The organism is Flavobacterium croceum DSM 17960 (assembly GCF_002917885.1).
GTDB lineage: Bacteria > Bacteroidota > Bacteroidia > Flavobacteriales > Flavobacteriaceae > Flavobacterium > Flavobacterium croceum.
The window spans coordinates 40,284-56,351 of the sequence record NZ_PQNY01000005.1; the positions used below are offsets into that span (position 1 = coordinate 40,284).

Below are 16,068 nucleotides of genomic sequence, written 5' to 3' on the forward strand. Positions count from 1 at the left end.
ACTAAAATTAGTAATAACGGGAAAAAGCATAGAATTTACCCATACTCAAACTTTTAGTCCCGAAAGTTTGTTACTCAGTGTATTTGGCAGGTCTCCTGGCTTGCGTATTGTTGTTTGTCTTCTCATTTCTATAAAGAAACAATGACTTTGTAGATAACAACAACCTTTTTTAGCTTACAGTTGCGGGTACAGCCTGGGTTTTTCACCCAATTCCCTATTAATGCTTTTACTTAAACAAGAAGTAAAGCAACCATAATACGAGTGCAAAAATATACTTTTTTGCAAACTTTTGATTATTTTTTATCTTTTTTGCTGCTCATTTTGTAAATAAGCCATACAAAGCCTACTATAAAGTGAAGTACAATTACAGCGGCAACGGTATATATAAATGTCGGAGATGTTTCTTGCATTTTTTTAGGCTAAATTAAATCTTGCATTAAAATTGTTGTGTATCTGATGTTACTAAAAGATTTTATAAATCTATACGTATTGATTTTAAATTGTAAAAAAAAATGTAGGTTTGCCAAAAAAATTCACAATGAGAGTTTTTTATGCCTTATTTTTTTTGGTATTCTTTATTTCTTGTAAGCCAAAAAACGAATTACATACGCAACAATCTGTACCCAATAGCTGTAAATATGCTACAGGATTGGCAATCTATCATTATAAAAATTTTAGTTTAGTAGAAGTAAATAAACCTTGGGAAGGTGCTTCAAAAACGTATAAGTATTTATTAAAACAAAAAAATGTACAAACTCCAGATAGTTTAAAAAGTTATGAAATAATTGAAATTCCCGTACAAAAAATAGTTGTTACATCTACAACTCATATTCCGTCTTTGGATATGTTGAATAAAACAGAAACATTAATAGGATTTCCTACGCTTAACTATATTTCTTCAGAAAAAGTAAGAGACCGCATTGAAAAAGGCTTTGTACAAGATTTAGGAACAAATCAAAATCTAAATATAGAATTAGCATTAAGTTTACAGCCCGATGTAATTATTGGATATGGTGTTTCTAAAGAAAATCCTTCTTTAGAAAATTTACAAAAAAGCGGTTTAAAAGTGGTTATGAATGGCGATTGGAACGAGCAATCTCCGCTAGGAAAAGCAGAATGGATAAAACTTTTTGGATGTTTGTATAACAAATCTAAACAAGCCGATGCTATTTTTAAAACAATTGAAAAAGAATATTTGAAAACCAAAAAATTGGCTCAAAATACCACTGAATACCCAACCATATTGGCAGGAGATATGTTTGAAGGCGTTTGGTATATGCCCAAAGGTACAAGCTGGGGTAGTGCTATAATGCAAGATGCCCATGCCAATTATTTATGGAAAGATACCAAAGGTTCGGGTAGTTTATCTCTTTCTTTTGAAGAAGTTTTTTTAAAAGCAAAAAAGGCTGACTTTTGGTTTACTTCTGGGCAATTTACCTCGTTAGAAGAAATGGATAAGGCTAATGTTCATTACAAACAATTTGACGCTTTTAAAAAACAAAAAGTATTTTCTTTTGGACTTAAAAAAGGAAAAACAGGTGGTAATTTATACTATGAATTGGCTCCAAATAGACCTGATATTGTGCTAAAAGATTTAGTCAAAATTTTACACCCCGAATTATTAAATGGCTATAAGCCTTATTTTTTTGAGAAATTAAAGTAATTTTGAAAAATGTTTCTCAAACATCATCAAACCAAGTTTTCTATATTACTTCTGTTAGTAAGTTTAGCATTTCTGCTCAATTTATCTTTAGGACAGGTTGCTATTCCGTTTTTGGAAGTCGTACATTTTATTTTGGGTAAAAAGCTTCCTCAAGAAACATGGCACTATATTTTACTCGATTTTCGTTTACCCAAAGCTATAACGGCTTTGCTTGTAGGCTCTGGACTTTCTATTTGTGGTTTACTCATGCAAACCTTTTTTAGAAATCCAATGGCAGGGCCTTATGTTTTAGGTTTAAGCTCTGGTTCGAGTTTAGGTGTAGCTATACTTTTGTTGGGTAGCGAAATATTTAGTTTGCACTATATTTCTTCGCAAATAGGTATTGCAACAGCCTCATTTATGGGTAGTTTATTTGTACTTTTATTAATTGTATTGGTTTCTAGAAAATTAAAAGACACGATGAGTATACTTATTGTTGGGCTCATGTTTAGCAGTTTTACAAGTGCATTTGTGAGTGTTCTTACCTATTTTAGTACAGCCGAACAATTACAAAGATTTACCTTTTGGTCTATGGGTAATTTGGCTAATATGAGTTGGGAACAAGTTTTACAATTAGCGCTATGGGTGTGTTCGGGTACTTTTTTAGCATTTTTAGTAAATAAACCTCTTGATGCTTTATTGCTTGGAGAAAACTACGCTAAAAGTATGGGGGTTAATATATCCAAAACCCGATGGATTATAATTTTTTCTAGCAGTATTTTAGCAGGAAGTATTACGGCACTAGTGGGCCCTATTGCATTTGTTGGATTGGCAGTGCCTCACATTGCGAAACTTATGTTTCATACAAGCAATCATAAAGTTTTGTTTTTTGCCACACTTTTGTTGGGTAGTCTCTCTATGTTAATTTGCGATACTATTTCTCAATTACCAGGACAGTCTTTTATGATTCCTATTAATGCGATAACCTCTTTATTTGGAGCGCCTATTGTAATTTATCTACTCATTCATAAAAATAGAACATGGTAGAAAATGATATCATATTAGAATGTAAAAATTTAACCATTGGTTACCAAAACAAAACCAAAAAGGAAATTATTACCCAAAATATTAATTTACAATTAAGAACGGAAAAATTGATTGGTTTAGTTGGTGTAAATGGAGTAGGGAAGTCTACTTTTTTGAGAACCATTACAAAAATGCAAAATCCTTTGGCAGGCGATATTTTTGTAAATAATTTGTCATTAAATAATATGTCAAGTCGTGTATTATCGCAACAAATAGCATCTGTGTTTACCGATAAACTACCACAAAGCCAACTTACAGTTTATGAAATTATTGCGCTAGGACGCCAACCTTACACCAATTGGTTGGGCAAACTATCGCCAAAAGATATTGAAAAAGTAAATTGGGCAATACAACAAACACAAATACAAGATATTGTTGATAAAAAACATAATGAAATAAGCGATGGACAATTGCAAAAAGTAATGATAGCTAGAGCTTTAGCTCAAGACACATCGATTGTAGTTCTTGATGAGCCTACAACCCATTTAGATTTATACCACAAAGTATCTATTGTAAAACTTTTAAAAACATTAGCACACAATACTCAAAAGTGTATTGTATTATCTACTCACGATGTAGACTTGGCAATACAAATGTGCGATGATATGATTGTTATGACGCCACAACATATTTATCTAGATACACCCAAAAATTTAATAGAGAATAACATATTTGATACTGTTTTTCCCAAAGAATTAATTTCTTTTAATAAGCGTAAAGGAAAATTTAGTTTTCAATAAAATTAGTATTCCAGTTTTTGCACTTCTACTACATCGCCACATTGTAGTTGATCCAATGTAATAGAGCCTATTCTATATCGAATAAGCCTTAGGGTAGGAAACCCAACAGCAGCAGTCATTTTGCGCACTTGTCTATATTTTCCTTCTGTAACGATAATACGCAACCACGAGGTAGGCCCATGCCTATCATCTCTTATTTTTTTACCATCTCCAATAGTAATTGGTAGGTCTATAAGCGATTTAGCAACACAGGGTAATGTTTTATATTTAGTGCCTTTCACACCAATAACAACCCCTTCTTCCAACTGTTTTAGAGCATCGGGGGTTATTATACCATCAACTTGAGCAAAATATTCTTTCTCTACTTTTTTACTGCGAATTTCCTCGCTTATCATACCATTTGTAGTAAGTAATAGCAAACCTTCAGAATCTTCGTCTAGTCTTCCAATCGCCATTGTATCTTCGGCAAAATGATACAATTCGCCTAATAATTTTTTGGCACGTTTTTTTTGATATACAAATTGGCTTAAATAACCATTGGGTTTATATAAAATATAATGATGATGTTGCATGACTATTTTTTGCAAAAATAAAAAAAGACTACCGTATAGATAGCCTTTTCACGTATGTATTTGGGTTTAAATTAATTTCTACTTTGTACATATTCAGACAATTCATCTGCATTATTGCTAAATTTGAATATTCCATTAAGTTTAAAATAACTTCTTTGTTCTGTACAATAGTCGTAAGCAAATTTTGCAAATTCTAGCGTATTATCTTCAAAATTAAAGGTTTTTGCAATTTGCATAATTTGGTCTACACTTAAACAATTTGCACTCACTATTTGTTTAGCAGTTTTTAATCGGCTATCTTCAAAACTTTGCTTTTTTAGTGTAGCTAATGCTACATTAAAATCGTTTGGTAGCATACAACGTCTGCCTCCACAACCTCTTACTTCTTCAATGGTATTGTATGAATCAACATGACCATGATTATTATTTGTGTTTGAACTTGTGGTAGTTGTAGTAGTTTGAGTAACTACGCCACCTCCCATATTATCATTTATAGAAACTCCCATATTAATTCCACCTACATTAATGCCCACTCCCATGTTATTACCTGTACTTTGTGTGGTAGTTGTGGTCGTAGTCTGGGTTACAGTTCCTACTCGAGGATTTGGATTTTGCATTATTACTTCGCGTGGTTGCCCATAACGAACTACATAGACATTGGAAGGTGCTTGATAATTTTGACGAACTGGAATCATAGAAAAGAAATTCATTTTCATTTTTCCTTTATTGTTTTTGTCTCGCTTTATTTTGTAGGTTACATCTTGAAAAACGCCATCAGGATCAGTAATCATTAAATTATTTTTAGAAATATCTAATAATGATTTATCTTCAAATTGAATTTTTGCATTGTAATAGGGTTGGTTTAAATCTTCTATTCTAAGGTTTGTTTGAGGAATATCGTTTTGAGCTTCTCCATTTAAAATTAAAAAGAATTTATCACCATCTTCCGAAAAAATGGTTAAGTGCCCAACAGACCCCTGCCTAAATTGTGCAAACGAAAACGCAGAAATAGCCAAAAAAGCTAAAAGAGTAATTTTTCTAATCATAATAATAACAATTTAAAGGTTGTAAATATACTAGTTCTTTTTTAAAAAGTGGTTTTCAAAAATAATGCCAAACATTTTCACGTTTATTTTCAGTTGAAATATGTATATTTAAACACTTTTTACAACAAGAGATTAAAATCCTAATGAACGAAACTATTTTAACTTTAATTACATTTATAATTGCCTTATCCATTGGGATTTTTGTGGGTAAATTATTATTTTCAGCCAATTCCAAATCGGAAAAAGCCTCATTAGAAGAAAAAATTAATGGGCTTATTTCGCAAATAGAGCAATCTAAAAATCAAATACAATTGGTTGTTCAAGAGCGGGAAGCACTTAGAAAAGAAAAAGAAGTTTTGATTATTCAACTCTCAAAAAAAGAAACAGATTTTGAAAACCTTTGGGAACGCAATAAAGAACAAAAGCAAGAGGTAGAACAACTTCAAGAAAAATTTACAAAAGAATTTGAAAATCTTGCCAACAAAATTTTAGAAGAAAAAACCAATAAATTTACAGAACAAAACAAAGAGCATTTAAAAAATATACTTTCACCGTTACAAGAAAAAATTACTCATTTTGAAAAAAAAGTAGAAGATACTCACAAAGAAAGTATTGATTACCATGCTGCTTTGAGGCAACAAATTTTGGGGCTTAAAGAAATGAATGAGCAAATGAGTAAAGAGACCATTAACCTTACAAAAGCATTAAAAGGCGATAGTAAAATGCAAGGAAATTGGGGTGAATTGGTATTGGAGCGTGTTTTGGAAAAATCTGGATTAGAAAAAGATAGAGAATATTTTGTACAACAAAGTTTTGTTACACCCGAAGGGAATCGTGTTTTTCCAGACGTAATAATCAACCTTCCAGATGGCAAAAAAATGATTGTTGATGCCAAAGTTACTCTTACTGCCTATGAACGTTTTGTTAATGAAGACGATGAGGTTTTAAAAAAGCAACATTTAAAAGAACATATAGCTTCTATTAACCGTCATGTAGAACAATTGGGTACAAAAAATTACCATGATTTGTATCAAATGGAAAGCCCAGACTTTGTTTTACTATTTATACCTATAGAATCGGCTTTTGCGGTAGCTTTGCAAGAAGATGCTAGTTTGTACAACAAAGCCTTTGAAAAAAATATAGTTATTGTTACTCCATCTACATTATTGGCAACGCTTCGTACAATAGATAGTATGTGGACGAATCAAAAACAACAAGAAAATGCACTAGAAATTGCTCGTCAAGCGGGAGCTTTGTACGATAAGTTTGAAGGTTTTGTTTCCGATTTAATAAAAATTGGTAAAAAAATGGACGAAGCAAAAACAGAATATCAAGGTGCTATGAACAAATTAGTAGAAGGCAAAGGCAACTTAATTTCTAGTGTAGAACGCATAAAAAAGATGGGAGCAAAAGCCAAAAAAGCGTTGCCAGAAGCTATTTTGCAACGAGCAAATGCCATTGAAAACGATACTAACGAATTAAATTAATACATTATGTTACGAAAAGTAATTATTTATTTTGTACTTGTAGTAGTACTATTTACGTCACTATTCTTTACAATAGTTTATTATGCAACTTATTCTGAAGGAGCTCGCTCTGGAGAATTGATAAAATTTAGCAATAAGGGTTATATTTTTAAAACATGGGAAGGCGAACTAAGCCAAGGATTGTCGGGTAATAAAATATTTGCCTTTTCAGTATTAGACAGCGATCAAGAAATAATTGATGAGCTTAATAAATACCAAGGTCAATATGTAAAAGTAACGTATGTAGAGCGTTATAAAACATTTCCTTGGTGGGGCGATACCACTTATTTTGTTACCAAAGTAGAAAAAGAACAATCGCCAATTTTTGGAGGAAAGTAAATGGAAAGAGAATATAAAAAAGTTCAAGCTTCAAGGGTAGTTCTCTCGCAGTTGATGTTGCCGTCGCACACCAATTTTTCAGGAAAAATACACGGAGGGTACTTATTATCACTACTAGACCAAATTGCCTTTGCAAGCGCCTCGAAATTTTCGGGTCATTATTGCGTTACCGCCTCGGTAGACACTGTAAATTTTTTAAATCCTATAGAAGTTGGAGAGTTGGTTACACTAAAAGCCTCTGTAAATTATGTAGGTAGAACCTCTATGATTGTTGGTATTAGGGTAGAAGCAGAGAACATACGCACAGGTATTAAAAAACATTGCAATTCTTCCTATTTTACTATGGTAGCCAAAGATACATTGGGAAATAATGCTCAAGTACCGGGCTTACTATTATCCAATCTAGAAGAAGTAAGACGCTTTTACAATTGTGTAAAACAAGTTGCTGTAAGAAAAGAACAAGACTTACATGAAGTTCAATTTGATTACAAATCGCAAGAGGCATTAAAAAATATTGAACAATACAATGCAAAATTAGAGTTAAGCACTTAATAGTTAAATTCTAATGCCAGGAGGAAGAAGTTCTTTATAACTAGGATTTTTTCTAAAAAATTGAACAATTTTTGGAGAAGTAGGGACTACTTTTTGTTTACGCTCTATTGCCAATGCTAAAATTTCTTTGAGAAACTCATTAACAACCGTTTCGTCTGTGTAATTTTCAGGTTCAACAATTTTTGTTAAAAATAATTTTCTTTCTTGCAAAGAATATTCAATAGTTAGTAATTTTCCCTCAAAATGAGTCTCAAATTGTCTAGAAAAAGTGTTGTCTTTAATTTCCATAATGTCAAAATTAGTAAGTACTTAACATTATCATTTCTGTAAATGCCTAATTTTATACAAATTTCTGAATTTTATTTTTATACTTTTCAATTTGTAGTTATAATATGACTAGAATTCCTGTTTATTTTATGCCTGGAATGGCTGCAAGCTCATCAATATTTGAAAAAATTAAATTGCCCGTAGATCAGTTTGAAGTATTTTTATTAGAATGGATACAGCCTTTGCCCCAAGAAAGCTTGAAAAGTTACGCTATGCGTATGGCAAAAAATGTTACACATCAAAATGCTATACTTGTTGGGGTGTCTTTTGGAGGTGTTTTAGTACAAGAAATGGCAGAGCATCTAACTGTAAGAAAAATCATAATAATATCTAGTGTAAAGTGCGCAAAAGAGTTGCCCAAAAAAATGAAGATAGCCAAATCTACAAAAGCTTACAAAATACTACCTACAAGTTTATTACAAGATGTAGAAAAACTAATAAAGTACGCTTTTGGAAATAGATTAAAGAAAAAACTTCAATTGTATGAAAAGTTTTTACACATGAGAAATAAAGAATATCTCGATTGGGCTATAGAGCAAATGATTTGCTGGGAACGGTCTACAATAAATTCCAAAGTAGTTCATATACATGGCGATGCAGATGAGGTTTTTCCAATACAATATATCAAAGATTGTATCGTTGTAGAGCAAGGAACTCATGCCATGATACTTACAAAGTACAAATGGTTGAATACTCATTTGCCTGCTATATTGTTAGCCTAAACACTCATTTTGACTTTGGTTTAGTTTTTGTAGATTTGTAAAAAAAACAATACTGCATGAAAAGAAAACAAATTCTCGTACTTTTTGCAATGCTATTTACAAGTAGCCTTTTTATTTTTGCTGTAAAGAATAATGAAAAAGACCGACTTGAAAAAAAAGGAACACCTCAATATTTTCCAAATCAGGTAGATTTTGCAGGTGAGCAAACACCTTTGCATATAGCCGATGTAAAAGAACGATTAGACCGAGAATTACTCGTAAATTCTTATTTACATTCTTCAACAATACTCATTATGAAACGAGCGAATAGGGTATTCCCTGTTATCGAACCTATACTAGCAAAATATGGCGTACCAGACGATTTTAAATACCTTGCAGTAATAGAAAGTTCATTAACCAATGCCTCATCGCCTGCAGGAGCAAAAGGAATATGGCAGTTTATGCAAGCAACAGCCAAAGAAAACGGTATGGAAGTAAATGAATTTGTAGACGAACGCTATCATCTTGAAAAAGCAACAGAAGCGGCTTGTAAGTACTTAATTTCTGCCAAAAATAAATTTGGTAATTGGACATTAGCCGCTGCCTCATACAATGGAGGCATGAATGGAATAAATGTTAAAATAGAAGAACAACAAGTAAATTCGTATTATGATTTATTACTTACAGACGAAACTTCTCGTTATGTATTTAGAATTCTGGCCTTAAAAGAAATCATGAAAAACCCTCGTTCGTACGGGTTTGATTTAAGTAAAGACGAAATGTACGATTATATTCCAACTAAAAAAATAGAAGTAGATTCTACCATTACAAATTTATCTGTATTTGCTAAGTCGCAAGGCATAAATTATAAAGTGCTAAAATTGCATAACCCTTGGTTACGAGATAAAAAACTACCAAATCCTACAAAAAAACTCTATCAAATTGAGATACCTACTCAAGGTTATTAAACCATATCTGGGTAAAAAATAAGCATAAAAAAAAACTCCTTAAGAAATTTAAGGAGTTTTTTAATTGTGGGCGATGAGGGGTTCGAACCCCCGACCCCCTCGGTGTAAACGAGGTGCTCTGAACCAGCTGAGCTAATCGCCCAATAATTGGACTAATATAATCACTAAAATTGATAAAAGTTTGTGGGCGATGAGGGGTTCGAACCCCCGACCCCCTCGGTGTAAACGAGGTGCTCTGAACCAGCTGAGCTAATCGCCCTTTTATCTGTAACAATTGATACTTCGTTTCTCAATTGTGGGTGCAAATATAGAGCTTATTTTTATATCTGCAAATATTTTTAAAGAATTTCTGCAACTACAAATGTGCTTCCACCTATATAAATAAAGTCGTCTGGTTTAGCATTCTTTTTAGAGGCGATGTAAGCATCAGATACAGAATTGTATACGTTGCCAAAGCGATTGTGTTGCGCAAATTTTTGAGCTAAAATTTTTTCATCAAGTCCACGAGGAATATTTGGTTTACAAAAGTAATAGTGTGCATTTTCAGGAAAAAAACTAATAATATCTTCTAGATTTTTGTCGTTTACAAATCCTAATACCAAATGCAAATGGTTGTATTTTTGTTTTTTTACTTGGTTCATTACTATTTCTAGCCCATGAGCATTGTGTGCTGTATCACATACTATGCTAGGTTGATTACCTAGTTGTTGCCATCTGCCTTGTAAACCTGTATTTTTTATTACATTAAGAAAGCCTTGCTCTATATGTTTTTCAGATATATTAAATCTATTTTTGTCTTGAATAATTTGCAATGCTTGCCTTACCGTTTTTTTATTTTTTATTTGGTAGTCGCCCAACAACGGACAACTATAATCAACTTCAAATTGCACATCAGAAGCAAAATATATAGGCGCATTATTTTTAAGAGCTATTTTTTCAAATACTTTTTTAGTTTCTTGAGTATATTCGCCAACCACTACAGGAACATTAGGTTTTATTATTCCGGCTTTTTCCAGGGCAATTTGCTCTAAAGTATTTCCTAAAAACTGTGTATGATCTAGCCCTATATTTGTAATTACAGCCAGCTCTGGGGTTATAATATTGGTAGAATCAAGTCTACCTCCCATACCCACTTCTATAATAGCAATATCGGTTTTTTTATTTTTAAAATACTCAAATGCAAGGCCAACAGTCATTTCAAAAAAGCTTAGATGATTGCTTTCAAAAAATGTTTTGTGCTTTTCAACAAAGGCTGTAATGTATTCTTTCTCTATTTCTTTACCATTTATTTTGATGCGCTCTCTAAAATCTTTTAAGTGTGGAGAAGTGTACAAACCTACTTTGTAGCCTGCTTCCTGAAAAACAGAAGCGAGTAGGTGAGAGGTAGAACCTTTACCATTAGTACCCGCTACATGTATACATACCAAATCTTTTTCTGGATGGTGTAGATATTTTGACAAGAATAAGGTGTTGGTTAAATCTTTTTTATAAGCGCTAGCTCCTTGTGTTTGATACATAGGTAGTTGTGAAAAAAGCCACGATAAAGTTTGTTCGTAATTCATAAAATAATCGATAAAAAGATAGTATTACAAAATATTTTTACAATTTTGTAGTTTATAAGAGTATTAGAAATTATCTTTAAACTCTATTTAATTTAAAAGCAAAAGTACAATTTATGATGCATTTTTTATTACAAATACAAAACGATACAGTTGCCAAAGCTACTGGAGCAGTAATTGAAGGAGCTGTAAACGCAAAGGAGGTTTCGGTTTTAGAATTTGTTTTTAAAGGAGGATTTTTTATTATTCCTATTGCTTTGCTATTGTTTTATACTTTTTATGTTATAGCAGAGCGCTATTTTTATATAGCCAAAAGAAGCAAAATAGACTCAAATTTAGTACGTGATATACGCGATTATCTTAATGCTGGCAATTTGGAAATGGCAGTAAGTGTTGCCGATAGAGCCAACACGGCTTCGGGCTATGTTTTACGCGAAGGAATTTTAACCATAGGCAGACCAATTTCTGAAATAGAAACCAATATGGAGCGTGCAGCGAATATTGAGGTAGGAGAAATGGAAAAAAAATTAGGTCATTTAGGACTCATAGCGGGTATTGCCCCTACACTAGGATTTATTGGTACTATTTCGGGTGTAATTAAAATATTTTACAGCATTTCACAAACCGAAGATATCAGTATAGGTAACATATCTGAAGGATTGTATGAAAAAATGATTAGTTCTGGTGCAGGTTTAGTAGTTGGTATTATAGCTTATTCGGCCTACCATTTATTCAACGGAAAAATAGATGCTTTTGTATTAAGTATCCAAAAACAAGTATTAGATTTTGTAAACATAATTCAGCGTCCAAATGGTAAAACGAAATAAACGATTTCATGCAGAGGTCGCTACTTCGTCTTTAAGCGACATTATGTTTTTCTTGCTGTTGTTTTTTCTTATTATATCTACATTAGCCAATCCTAATGTTATAAAAATGGCATTGCCAAAATCGCAAAACAACGAAAAAACAAACAAGCAATTAATTAGTTTGTCTATTACCGAAGACAAAAAATACTTTATAGACAAAGAAGCAGTAAATTTTGAACAACTAGAAACCTCTCTACTGTCCAAAATAGGTACTAATAAAGAGCAAACGGTTGTAGTGCGTATTCCCTATAATCTACAAGTTCAAGACTTGGTAGATGTTTTACAAATAGGAGTTAAAAACAAACTAAAATTCGTAATAGCCACGAGTAATTCAAAATAAAATAATTATCGGTAGCAACATAATAGGCATTTTTGAATAAAATACACATTATTTGATGCAAAAGGTTTGGATTTATTTCCAAACCTTTTCTTATTTTTAGCATCACATAAAATTAATAAAATGCAATGAGAATAAAAGTTACGTTTTTATTATTAGCTTTACTTGGCTACAAAAGTTTAGCACAGCAACTTACTTTGCAACAAGCCAATCATTTGGCATCATTACCTATAAAATGTCTGCAACAAGAATATCCCAACAAGCTCAACCAAATGCTTTTGGATAGTACCGAAATACAAGCGCCAAAAAAATTACATCCTGCATTTTATGGCTGTTTTGATTGGCATTCATCTGTACACGGGCATTGGAGTTTGGTGTATTTGCTAAATAATTTTGAGAGCTTAGACAATAAAGAGGATATCATTAAAAAATTGCAAACCAATTTGTCTAAAGAAAATATAGCACAAGAAATACTTTATTTTTCTAAAAACCACGAAAAATCTTTTGAAAGAACGTATGGTTGGAACTGGCTCTTAAAACTACAATTAGAATTAGAAAAAAGTCCTAAAGATTTTGCAAAACCACTAGCCGAAAATTTAAAACCCCTTTCCAATTTAATTATAAATAGATATATAGAGTTTTTGCCTAAATTGCTTTATCCGGTGCGTGTAGGAACTCATACCAATACAGCTTTTGGCTTATCAAACGCATGGGATTATGCCGTGTTTTCAAACAACACTATGCTACAAAACGCAATTAAAGAACATGCTATACGAATGTTTGGGGTAGATATCAACTGCCCATTTGTGTGGGAACCAAGTGGTACAGATTTTCTATCTCCATGTTTGGAAGAAATGGGTTTAATGCAACGTATTTTACCTAAAAAAGAATTTTTACAATGGCTCAAAAAATTTGCGCCTAATTTGGCTAACAAAAATTTTAAATGGGAAGTAGCCAAAGTTTCAGATAGAACAGATGGCCATTTAGTACATCTCGATGGGTTAAACTTTAGTAGAGCTTGGAATTTTTATCATCTTATAAAACAATATCCCAAAGAATTTTCGCATTTAAAACCTTTAGCAGATTATCATTTTCAGTTTTCATTACCGTCTATAGTAGATGGAAATTATGAAGGCGAACATTGGTTGGCATCATTTGCATTAAGAGCCTTTGAAGAAAAAAACAATTAGTTTCTGTATTTTTGCAAAAAATAAGATTATCCAAACAATATGCCTCGCGAAATACAAACCCAAGTTTTACCAGAAATAGCCGCTCATGAAGTTCTACTTCAAAATCATGTAGCCAAAATGCTTTCGGTGTCAGAAAATGATATAAAAAAAGTTGAGGTTCTAAAACGTTCTATAGATGCGAGGCAAAAAGTAATTAAAATAAATATCAAGGCAATCGTATATTTTACACACGAAAGCTATTCGCCAAAAATAGTAGATTTGCCTCAGTATGAAGATGTTTCAAACAAACAAGAAGTTATTGTAGTTGGGGCTGGCCCAGCAGGCTTATTTGCTGCTTTACAACTGATAGAGCTCGGTTTAAAACCCATTGTGTTAGAAAGAGGCAAAGATGTACGAGGCAGACGTAGAGATTTAAAAGCGATAAATAGAGACGGAATTGTACATGAAGACTCTAATTATTGTTTTGGAGAAGGTGGCGCAGGTACTTATTCTGATGGAAAGCTATATACACGTTCTAAAAAAAGAGGCGATGTAGATCGAATTTTGAATTTGCTCGTGGCTTTTGGTGCATCGCCCGAAATACTTGTAGAGGCACACCCACATATAGGAACCAATAAATTGCCACAAATTATTCAAGATGTTCGAGAAAAAATACGTGAATGTGGTGGCTTGGTTTTGTTTGAAACCAAAGTTGTAGATTTTGTTATTAAGAATGATGAAATGCATGGCGTTGTATTGCAAAATGGCGATGTAATTCATGCTAATAAATTAATTTTGGCTACGGGACATTCGGCTAGAGATATATTCGAATTGTTAGATAGAAAAAAAATAGCCATAGAAGCCAAACCTTTTGCATTAGGTGTTCGTGCCGAGCATGCTCAAGAATTAATCGATAAAATTCAGTACTCTTGCGATTATAGAGGTTCGTTTTTACCTCCAGCACCTTACTCCATTGTAAAGCAGGTACAAGGTAGAGGTATGTATTCGTTTTGTATGTGTCCGGGTGGTGTAATTGCACCTTGTGCAACCAGTCCGGGTGAAGTGGTAACCAATGGATGGTCGCCTTCAAAGCGGGATCAAAGTACAGCCAATTCGGGCATTGTAGTTGAGTTAAAATTAGAAGATTTTGCTCCTTTTCAAAAGTTTGGAGCTTTGGCAGGTATGGAGTTTCAAAAAGCAATAGAGCAAAAAGCATGGCATTTGGCAGGAGAAACTCAAAAAGTTCCTGCACAACGTATGGTAGATTTTTCCAACAAAAAACAATCTGCCACGATACCCAAAACATCATACGTACCAGGTACAACATCTGTAGAACTTGGCAATGTTTTTCCAGATTTTATTACCAAAATTATGCGACAAGGGTTTCAAGATTTTGGTAAAAGTATGAAAGGTTATTTTACAAACGAAGCTATTTTACATGCCCCAGAAAGTAGAACTTCCTCACCAGTGAGAATTCCTAGAGATTCACAAACATTAGAACACATTCAAATAAAAGGGCTTTACCCATGCGGAGAAGGCGCAGGCTATGCAGGAGGTATTATTTCGGCAGCTATAGACGGCGAAAAATGTGCTTTAAAAATAGCAGAATCTATTAGAAATAAATCAAACTAATTTTTCTTATTTTTTCAATCTATCTTTAAATACTTTTTCAAACTTTTCTAGTTTCGGTCGAATTACCATTTCACAATAAGGTTTGTTTGCATTGTTGTTGTAATAATTTTGATGGTAATTTTCGGCTGGAAAAAACGCTGTAAAAGGTTCTAATTTTGTAACAATTTTTGATGAAAATGCCCCCGAATGATTCAACTCATCTATAATACTCTGAGCAATTGATTTTTCGTTGTCATTTTTGTAAAAAATTACCGATCTATATTGCGTTCCAACATCGGCTCCTTGTCTATTTAATGTTGTAGGATCGTGAACCGTAAAGAAAACCTTAAAAATTTCATCGAGGTTTGTTTTTTTTTTATCGTAGGTAATTTCAACTACTTCTGCAGCACCTGTTGTACCAGTACAAACTTCTTCATAGCTTGGGTTTGCAACATTTCCGCCAGAATATCCCGATACCACTTTTTCAACTCCATCGAGATTTTGATAAACGGCTTCTACACACCAAAAACAACCACCTCCTAGTACTATAGTTTCTTTTTCATTGTTGTTTGTTGTAGTGTCAGGTACAAAATCGAGTGAAACTGCATTCATGCAATACCTTTTTCCTGTAGGAGCAGGTCCATCGTCAAATAAATGCCCTAAATGGCTATCGCATCTACTACAAAGCGCTTCTACGCGTTCCATTCCGTGTGAAAAATCATTTCTAAACCAAATACTGTTTTTATTTTCTTGCTCAAAAAAACTAGGCCAACCACACATACTTGTAAATTTTTGTGTAGATCGAAATAGTTTATTACCGCAAACAGCACAATAATATGTGCCTTTACTATCATTTTTCCACATAGTACCTGTAAAAGCTCTTTCGGTATCGGCTTCTCGAGCTACCAAATATAAGTTTAGAGGTAATATTTTTTTCCATTCTTCATTGGATACCTGCAATTTTGTAGTATCTGTATGAGAATAGTAAGGATTATTTGGACTTGTATTTTTCATATCATTTTTTTGA

17 protein-coding genes, 2 tRNA genes and 1 riboswitch are annotated in these 16,068 nt (G+C 32.8%); of the genes, 12 read left to right on the forward strand and 7 right to left on the reverse strand.

The window, feature by feature from the left end; genetic code table 11:
- Positions 1-68: 68 nt before the first annotated feature.
- Positions 69-270, reverse strand: a riboswitch (cobalamin riboswitch).
- A 268-nt stretch (positions 271-538) separates the two neighbouring features.
- Genes Q361_RS04810 through Q361_RS04820 form a run of 3 tightly spaced genes read left to right on the forward strand, consistent with a single transcriptional unit; the run spans position 539 to position 3,468 of the window.
- Positions 539-1,663: an ABC transporter substrate-binding protein gene (locus tag Q361_RS04810; RefSeq protein ID WP_103725587.1), complete on the forward strand. Its 1,125-nt coding sequence runs from the start codon at positions 539-541 to the stop codon at positions 1,661-1,663.
- 9 nt (positions 1,664-1,672) lie between these two features.
- On the forward strand, positions 1,673-2,689 hold the full coding sequence (locus Q361_RS04815; protein ID WP_103725588.1) for a FecCD family ABC transporter permease: 1,017 nt from the start codon (positions 1,673-1,675) through the stop codon (positions 2,687-2,689).
- Positions 2,683-3,468 (forward strand): ABC transporter ATP-binding protein, encoded by a 786-nt coding sequence (locus Q361_RS04820; RefSeq protein ID WP_103725589.1) that lies wholly within the window; start codon positions 2,683-2,685, stop codon positions 3,466-3,468. Before Q361_RS04815 ends, Q361_RS04820 begins: the two co-directional genes overlap by 7 nt.
- 2 nt (positions 3,469-3,470) lie before the next feature.
- Here Q361_RS04820 and Q361_RS04825 read toward each other — a convergent pair whose 3' ends face one another.
- Complete coding sequence (locus Q361_RS04825) at positions 3,471-4,040, reverse strand: pseudouridine synthase (RefSeq protein WP_103725590.1); 570 nt, start codon at positions 4,038-4,040, stop codon at positions 3,471-3,473.
- A 71-nt stretch (positions 4,041-4,111) separates the two neighbouring features.
- Positions 4,112-5,086 (reverse strand): DUF4476 domain-containing protein, encoded by a 975-nt coding sequence (locus Q361_RS04830; protein WP_103725591.1) that lies wholly within the window; start codon positions 5,084-5,086, stop codon positions 4,112-4,114.
- A gap of 143 nt (positions 5,087-5,229) precedes the next feature.
- Here Q361_RS04830 and rmuC point away from each other — a divergent pair, with 143 nt between their 5' ends.
- From rmuC to Q361_RS04845, 3 genes are read left to right on the forward strand one after another with little or no spacing between them, the layout of a single operon-like run.
- Entirely contained in the window at positions 5,230-6,573 is a 1,344-nt protein-coding gene (gene rmuC / locus Q361_RS04835; RefSeq protein ID WP_103725592.1) for a DNA recombination protein RmuC, read from the forward strand.
- Between the two features lie 6 nt (positions 6,574-6,579).
- Positions 6,580-6,951 (forward strand): 6-phosphogluconate dehydrogenase, encoded by a 372-nt coding sequence (locus Q361_RS04840; protein ID WP_103725593.1) that lies wholly within the window; start codon positions 6,580-6,582, stop codon positions 6,949-6,951.
- Positions 6,952-7,503: an acyl-CoA thioesterase gene (locus Q361_RS04845; protein WP_103725594.1), complete on the forward strand. Its 552-nt coding sequence runs from the start codon at positions 6,952-6,954 to the stop codon at positions 7,501-7,503.
- Positions 7,504-7,506: 3 nt separating this feature from the next.
- Here Q361_RS04845 and Q361_RS04850 read toward each other — a convergent pair whose 3' ends face one another.
- Positions 7,507-7,791, reverse strand: coding sequence for a GNAT family N-acetyltransferase (locus Q361_RS04850; RefSeq protein WP_103725595.1), 285 nt, complete (start codon positions 7,789-7,791; stop codon positions 7,507-7,509).
- 104 nt (positions 7,792-7,895) lie between these two features.
- Between Q361_RS04850 and Q361_RS04855 the strand changes: the two genes are divergently transcribed.
- Positions 7,896-8,552, forward strand: a complete 657-nt coding sequence (locus Q361_RS04855) for an alpha/beta hydrolase family protein (RefSeq protein WP_103725596.1) — start codon at positions 7,896-7,898, stop codon at positions 8,550-8,552.
- A 56-nt stretch (positions 8,553-8,608) separates the two neighbouring features.
- Complete coding sequence (locus tag Q361_RS04860) at positions 8,609-9,499, forward strand: lytic transglycosylase domain-containing protein (RefSeq protein WP_103725597.1); 891 nt, start codon at positions 8,609-8,611, stop codon at positions 9,497-9,499.
- A gap of 67 nt (positions 9,500-9,566) precedes the next feature.
- Here the strand turns inward: Q361_RS04860 and Q361_RS04865 are convergent.
- The 3 genes from Q361_RS04865 to Q361_RS04875 all read right to left on the reverse strand — a co-directional run bounded on the left by Q361_RS04865 (position 9,567) and on the right by Q361_RS04875 (position 11,061).
- Positions 9,567-9,641 (reverse strand) — tRNA-Val (locus tag Q361_RS04865).
- A 42-nt stretch (positions 9,642-9,683) separates the two neighbouring features.
- A tRNA-Val gene (locus Q361_RS04870) sits at positions 9,684-9,758 on the reverse strand.
- A gap of 79 nt (positions 9,759-9,837) precedes the next feature.
- Positions 9,838-11,061 carry a bifunctional folylpolyglutamate synthase/dihydrofolate synthase gene (locus Q361_RS04875; protein ID WP_103725598.1) on the reverse strand — a complete coding sequence of 408 codons (1,224 nt, stop codon included), beginning with the start codon at positions 11,059-11,061 and terminating at the stop codon, positions 9,838-9,840.
- Between the two features lie 116 nt (positions 11,062-11,177).
- On the opposite strand from Q361_RS04875, the gene Q361_RS04880 reads away from it, so the two are divergent.
- The 4 genes from Q361_RS04880 to Q361_RS04895 all read left to right on the forward strand — a co-directional run bounded on the left by Q361_RS04880 (position 11,178) and on the right by Q361_RS04895 (position 15,062).
- Positions 11,178-11,885 (forward strand): MotA/TolQ/ExbB proton channel family protein, encoded by a 708-nt coding sequence (locus tag Q361_RS04880; RefSeq protein WP_103725718.1) that lies wholly within the window; start codon positions 11,178-11,180, stop codon positions 11,883-11,885.
- A complete protein-coding gene (locus Q361_RS04885; protein ID WP_103725599.1) occupies positions 11,869-12,264 on the forward strand; it encodes an ExbD/TolR family protein in 396 nt (131 codons plus the stop codon). Before Q361_RS04880 ends, Q361_RS04885 begins: the two co-directional genes overlap by 17 nt.
- Positions 12,265-12,389: 125 nt before the next feature.
- Positions 12,390-13,451: a DUF2891 domain-containing protein gene (locus tag Q361_RS04890; RefSeq protein ID WP_103725600.1), complete on the forward strand. Its 1,062-nt coding sequence runs from the start codon at positions 12,390-12,392 to the stop codon at positions 13,449-13,451.
- 39 nt (positions 13,452-13,490) lie between these two features.
- A complete protein-coding gene (locus tag Q361_RS04895) occupies positions 13,491-15,062 on the forward strand; it encodes an NAD(P)/FAD-dependent oxidoreductase (RefSeq protein WP_103725601.1) in 1,572 nt (523 codons plus the stop codon).
- 6 nt (positions 15,063-15,068) lie between these two features.
- On the opposite strand, the gene Q361_RS04900 is transcribed toward Q361_RS04895, so the two are convergent.
- On the reverse strand, positions 15,069-16,055 hold the full coding sequence (locus Q361_RS04900; RefSeq protein WP_245874611.1) for a bifunctional methionine sulfoxide reductase B/A protein: 987 nt from the start codon (positions 16,053-16,055) through the stop codon (positions 15,069-15,071).
- Positions 16,056-16,068 lie beyond the last annotated feature (13 nt).

Excerpts from the sequence above, each read along its gene's own strand:
- Q361_RS04895 (WP_103725601.1), top strand. The coding sequence starts at position 13,491 with ATGCCTCGCGAAATACAAACCCAAGTTTTACCAGAAATAGCCGCTCAT.
- Q361_RS04855 (WP_103725596.1), top strand. The coding sequence starts at position 7,896 with ATGACTAGAATTCCTGTTTATTTTATGCCTGGAATGGCTGCAAGCTCA.
- Q361_RS04890 (WP_103725600.1), top strand. The coding sequence starts at position 12,390 with ATGAGAATAAAAGTTACGTTTTTATTATTAGCTTTACTTGGCTACAAA.
- rmuC (WP_103725592.1), top strand. The coding sequence starts at position 5,230 with ATGAACGAAACTATTTTAACTTTAATTACATTTATAATTGCCTTATCC.
- Q361_RS04815 (WP_103725588.1), top strand. The coding sequence starts at position 1,673 with ATGTTTCTCAAACATCATCAAACCAAGTTTTCTATATTACTTCTGTTA.
- Q361_RS04845 (WP_103725594.1), top strand. The coding sequence starts at position 6,952 with ATGGAAAGAGAATATAAAAAAGTTCAAGCTTCAAGGGTAGTTCTCTCG.
- Q361_RS04825 (WP_103725590.1), bottom strand. The coding sequence starts at position 4,040 with ATGCAACATCATCATTATATTTTATATAAACCCAATGGTTATTTAAGC.
- Q361_RS04830 (WP_103725591.1), bottom strand. The coding sequence starts at position 5,086 with ATGATTAGAAAAATTACTCTTTTAGCTTTTTTGGCTATTTCTGCGTTT.
- Q361_RS04900 (WP_245874611.1), bottom strand. The coding sequence starts at position 16,055 with ATGAAAAATACAAGTCCAAATAATCCTTACTATTCTCATACAGATACT.
- Q361_RS04860 (WP_103725597.1), top strand. The coding sequence starts at position 8,609 with ATGAAAAGAAAACAAATTCTCGTACTTTTTGCAATGCTATTTACAAGT.
- Q361_RS04875 (WP_103725598.1), bottom strand. The coding sequence starts at position 11,061 with ATGAATTACGAACAAACTTTATCGTGGCTTTTTTCACAACTACCTATG.
- Q361_RS04820 (WP_103725589.1), top strand. The coding sequence starts at position 2,683 with ATGGTAGAAAATGATATCATATTAGAATGTAAAAATTTAACCATTGGT.
- Q361_RS04810 (WP_103725587.1), top strand. The coding sequence starts at position 539 with ATGAGAGTTTTTTATGCCTTATTTTTTTTGGTATTCTTTATTTCTTGT.
- Q361_RS04880 (WP_103725718.1), top strand. The coding sequence starts at position 11,178 with ATGCATTTTTTATTACAAATACAAAACGATACAGTTGCCAAAGCTACT.
- Q361_RS04885 (WP_103725599.1), top strand. The coding sequence starts at position 11,869 with ATGGTAAAACGAAATAAACGATTTCATGCAGAGGTCGCTACTTCGTCT.
- Q361_RS04850 (WP_103725595.1), bottom strand. The coding sequence starts at position 7,791 with ATGGAAATTAAAGACAACACTTTTTCTAGACAATTTGAGACTCATTTT.
- Q361_RS04840 (WP_103725593.1), top strand. The coding sequence starts at position 6,580 with ATGTTACGAAAAGTAATTATTTATTTTGTACTTGTAGTAGTACTATTT.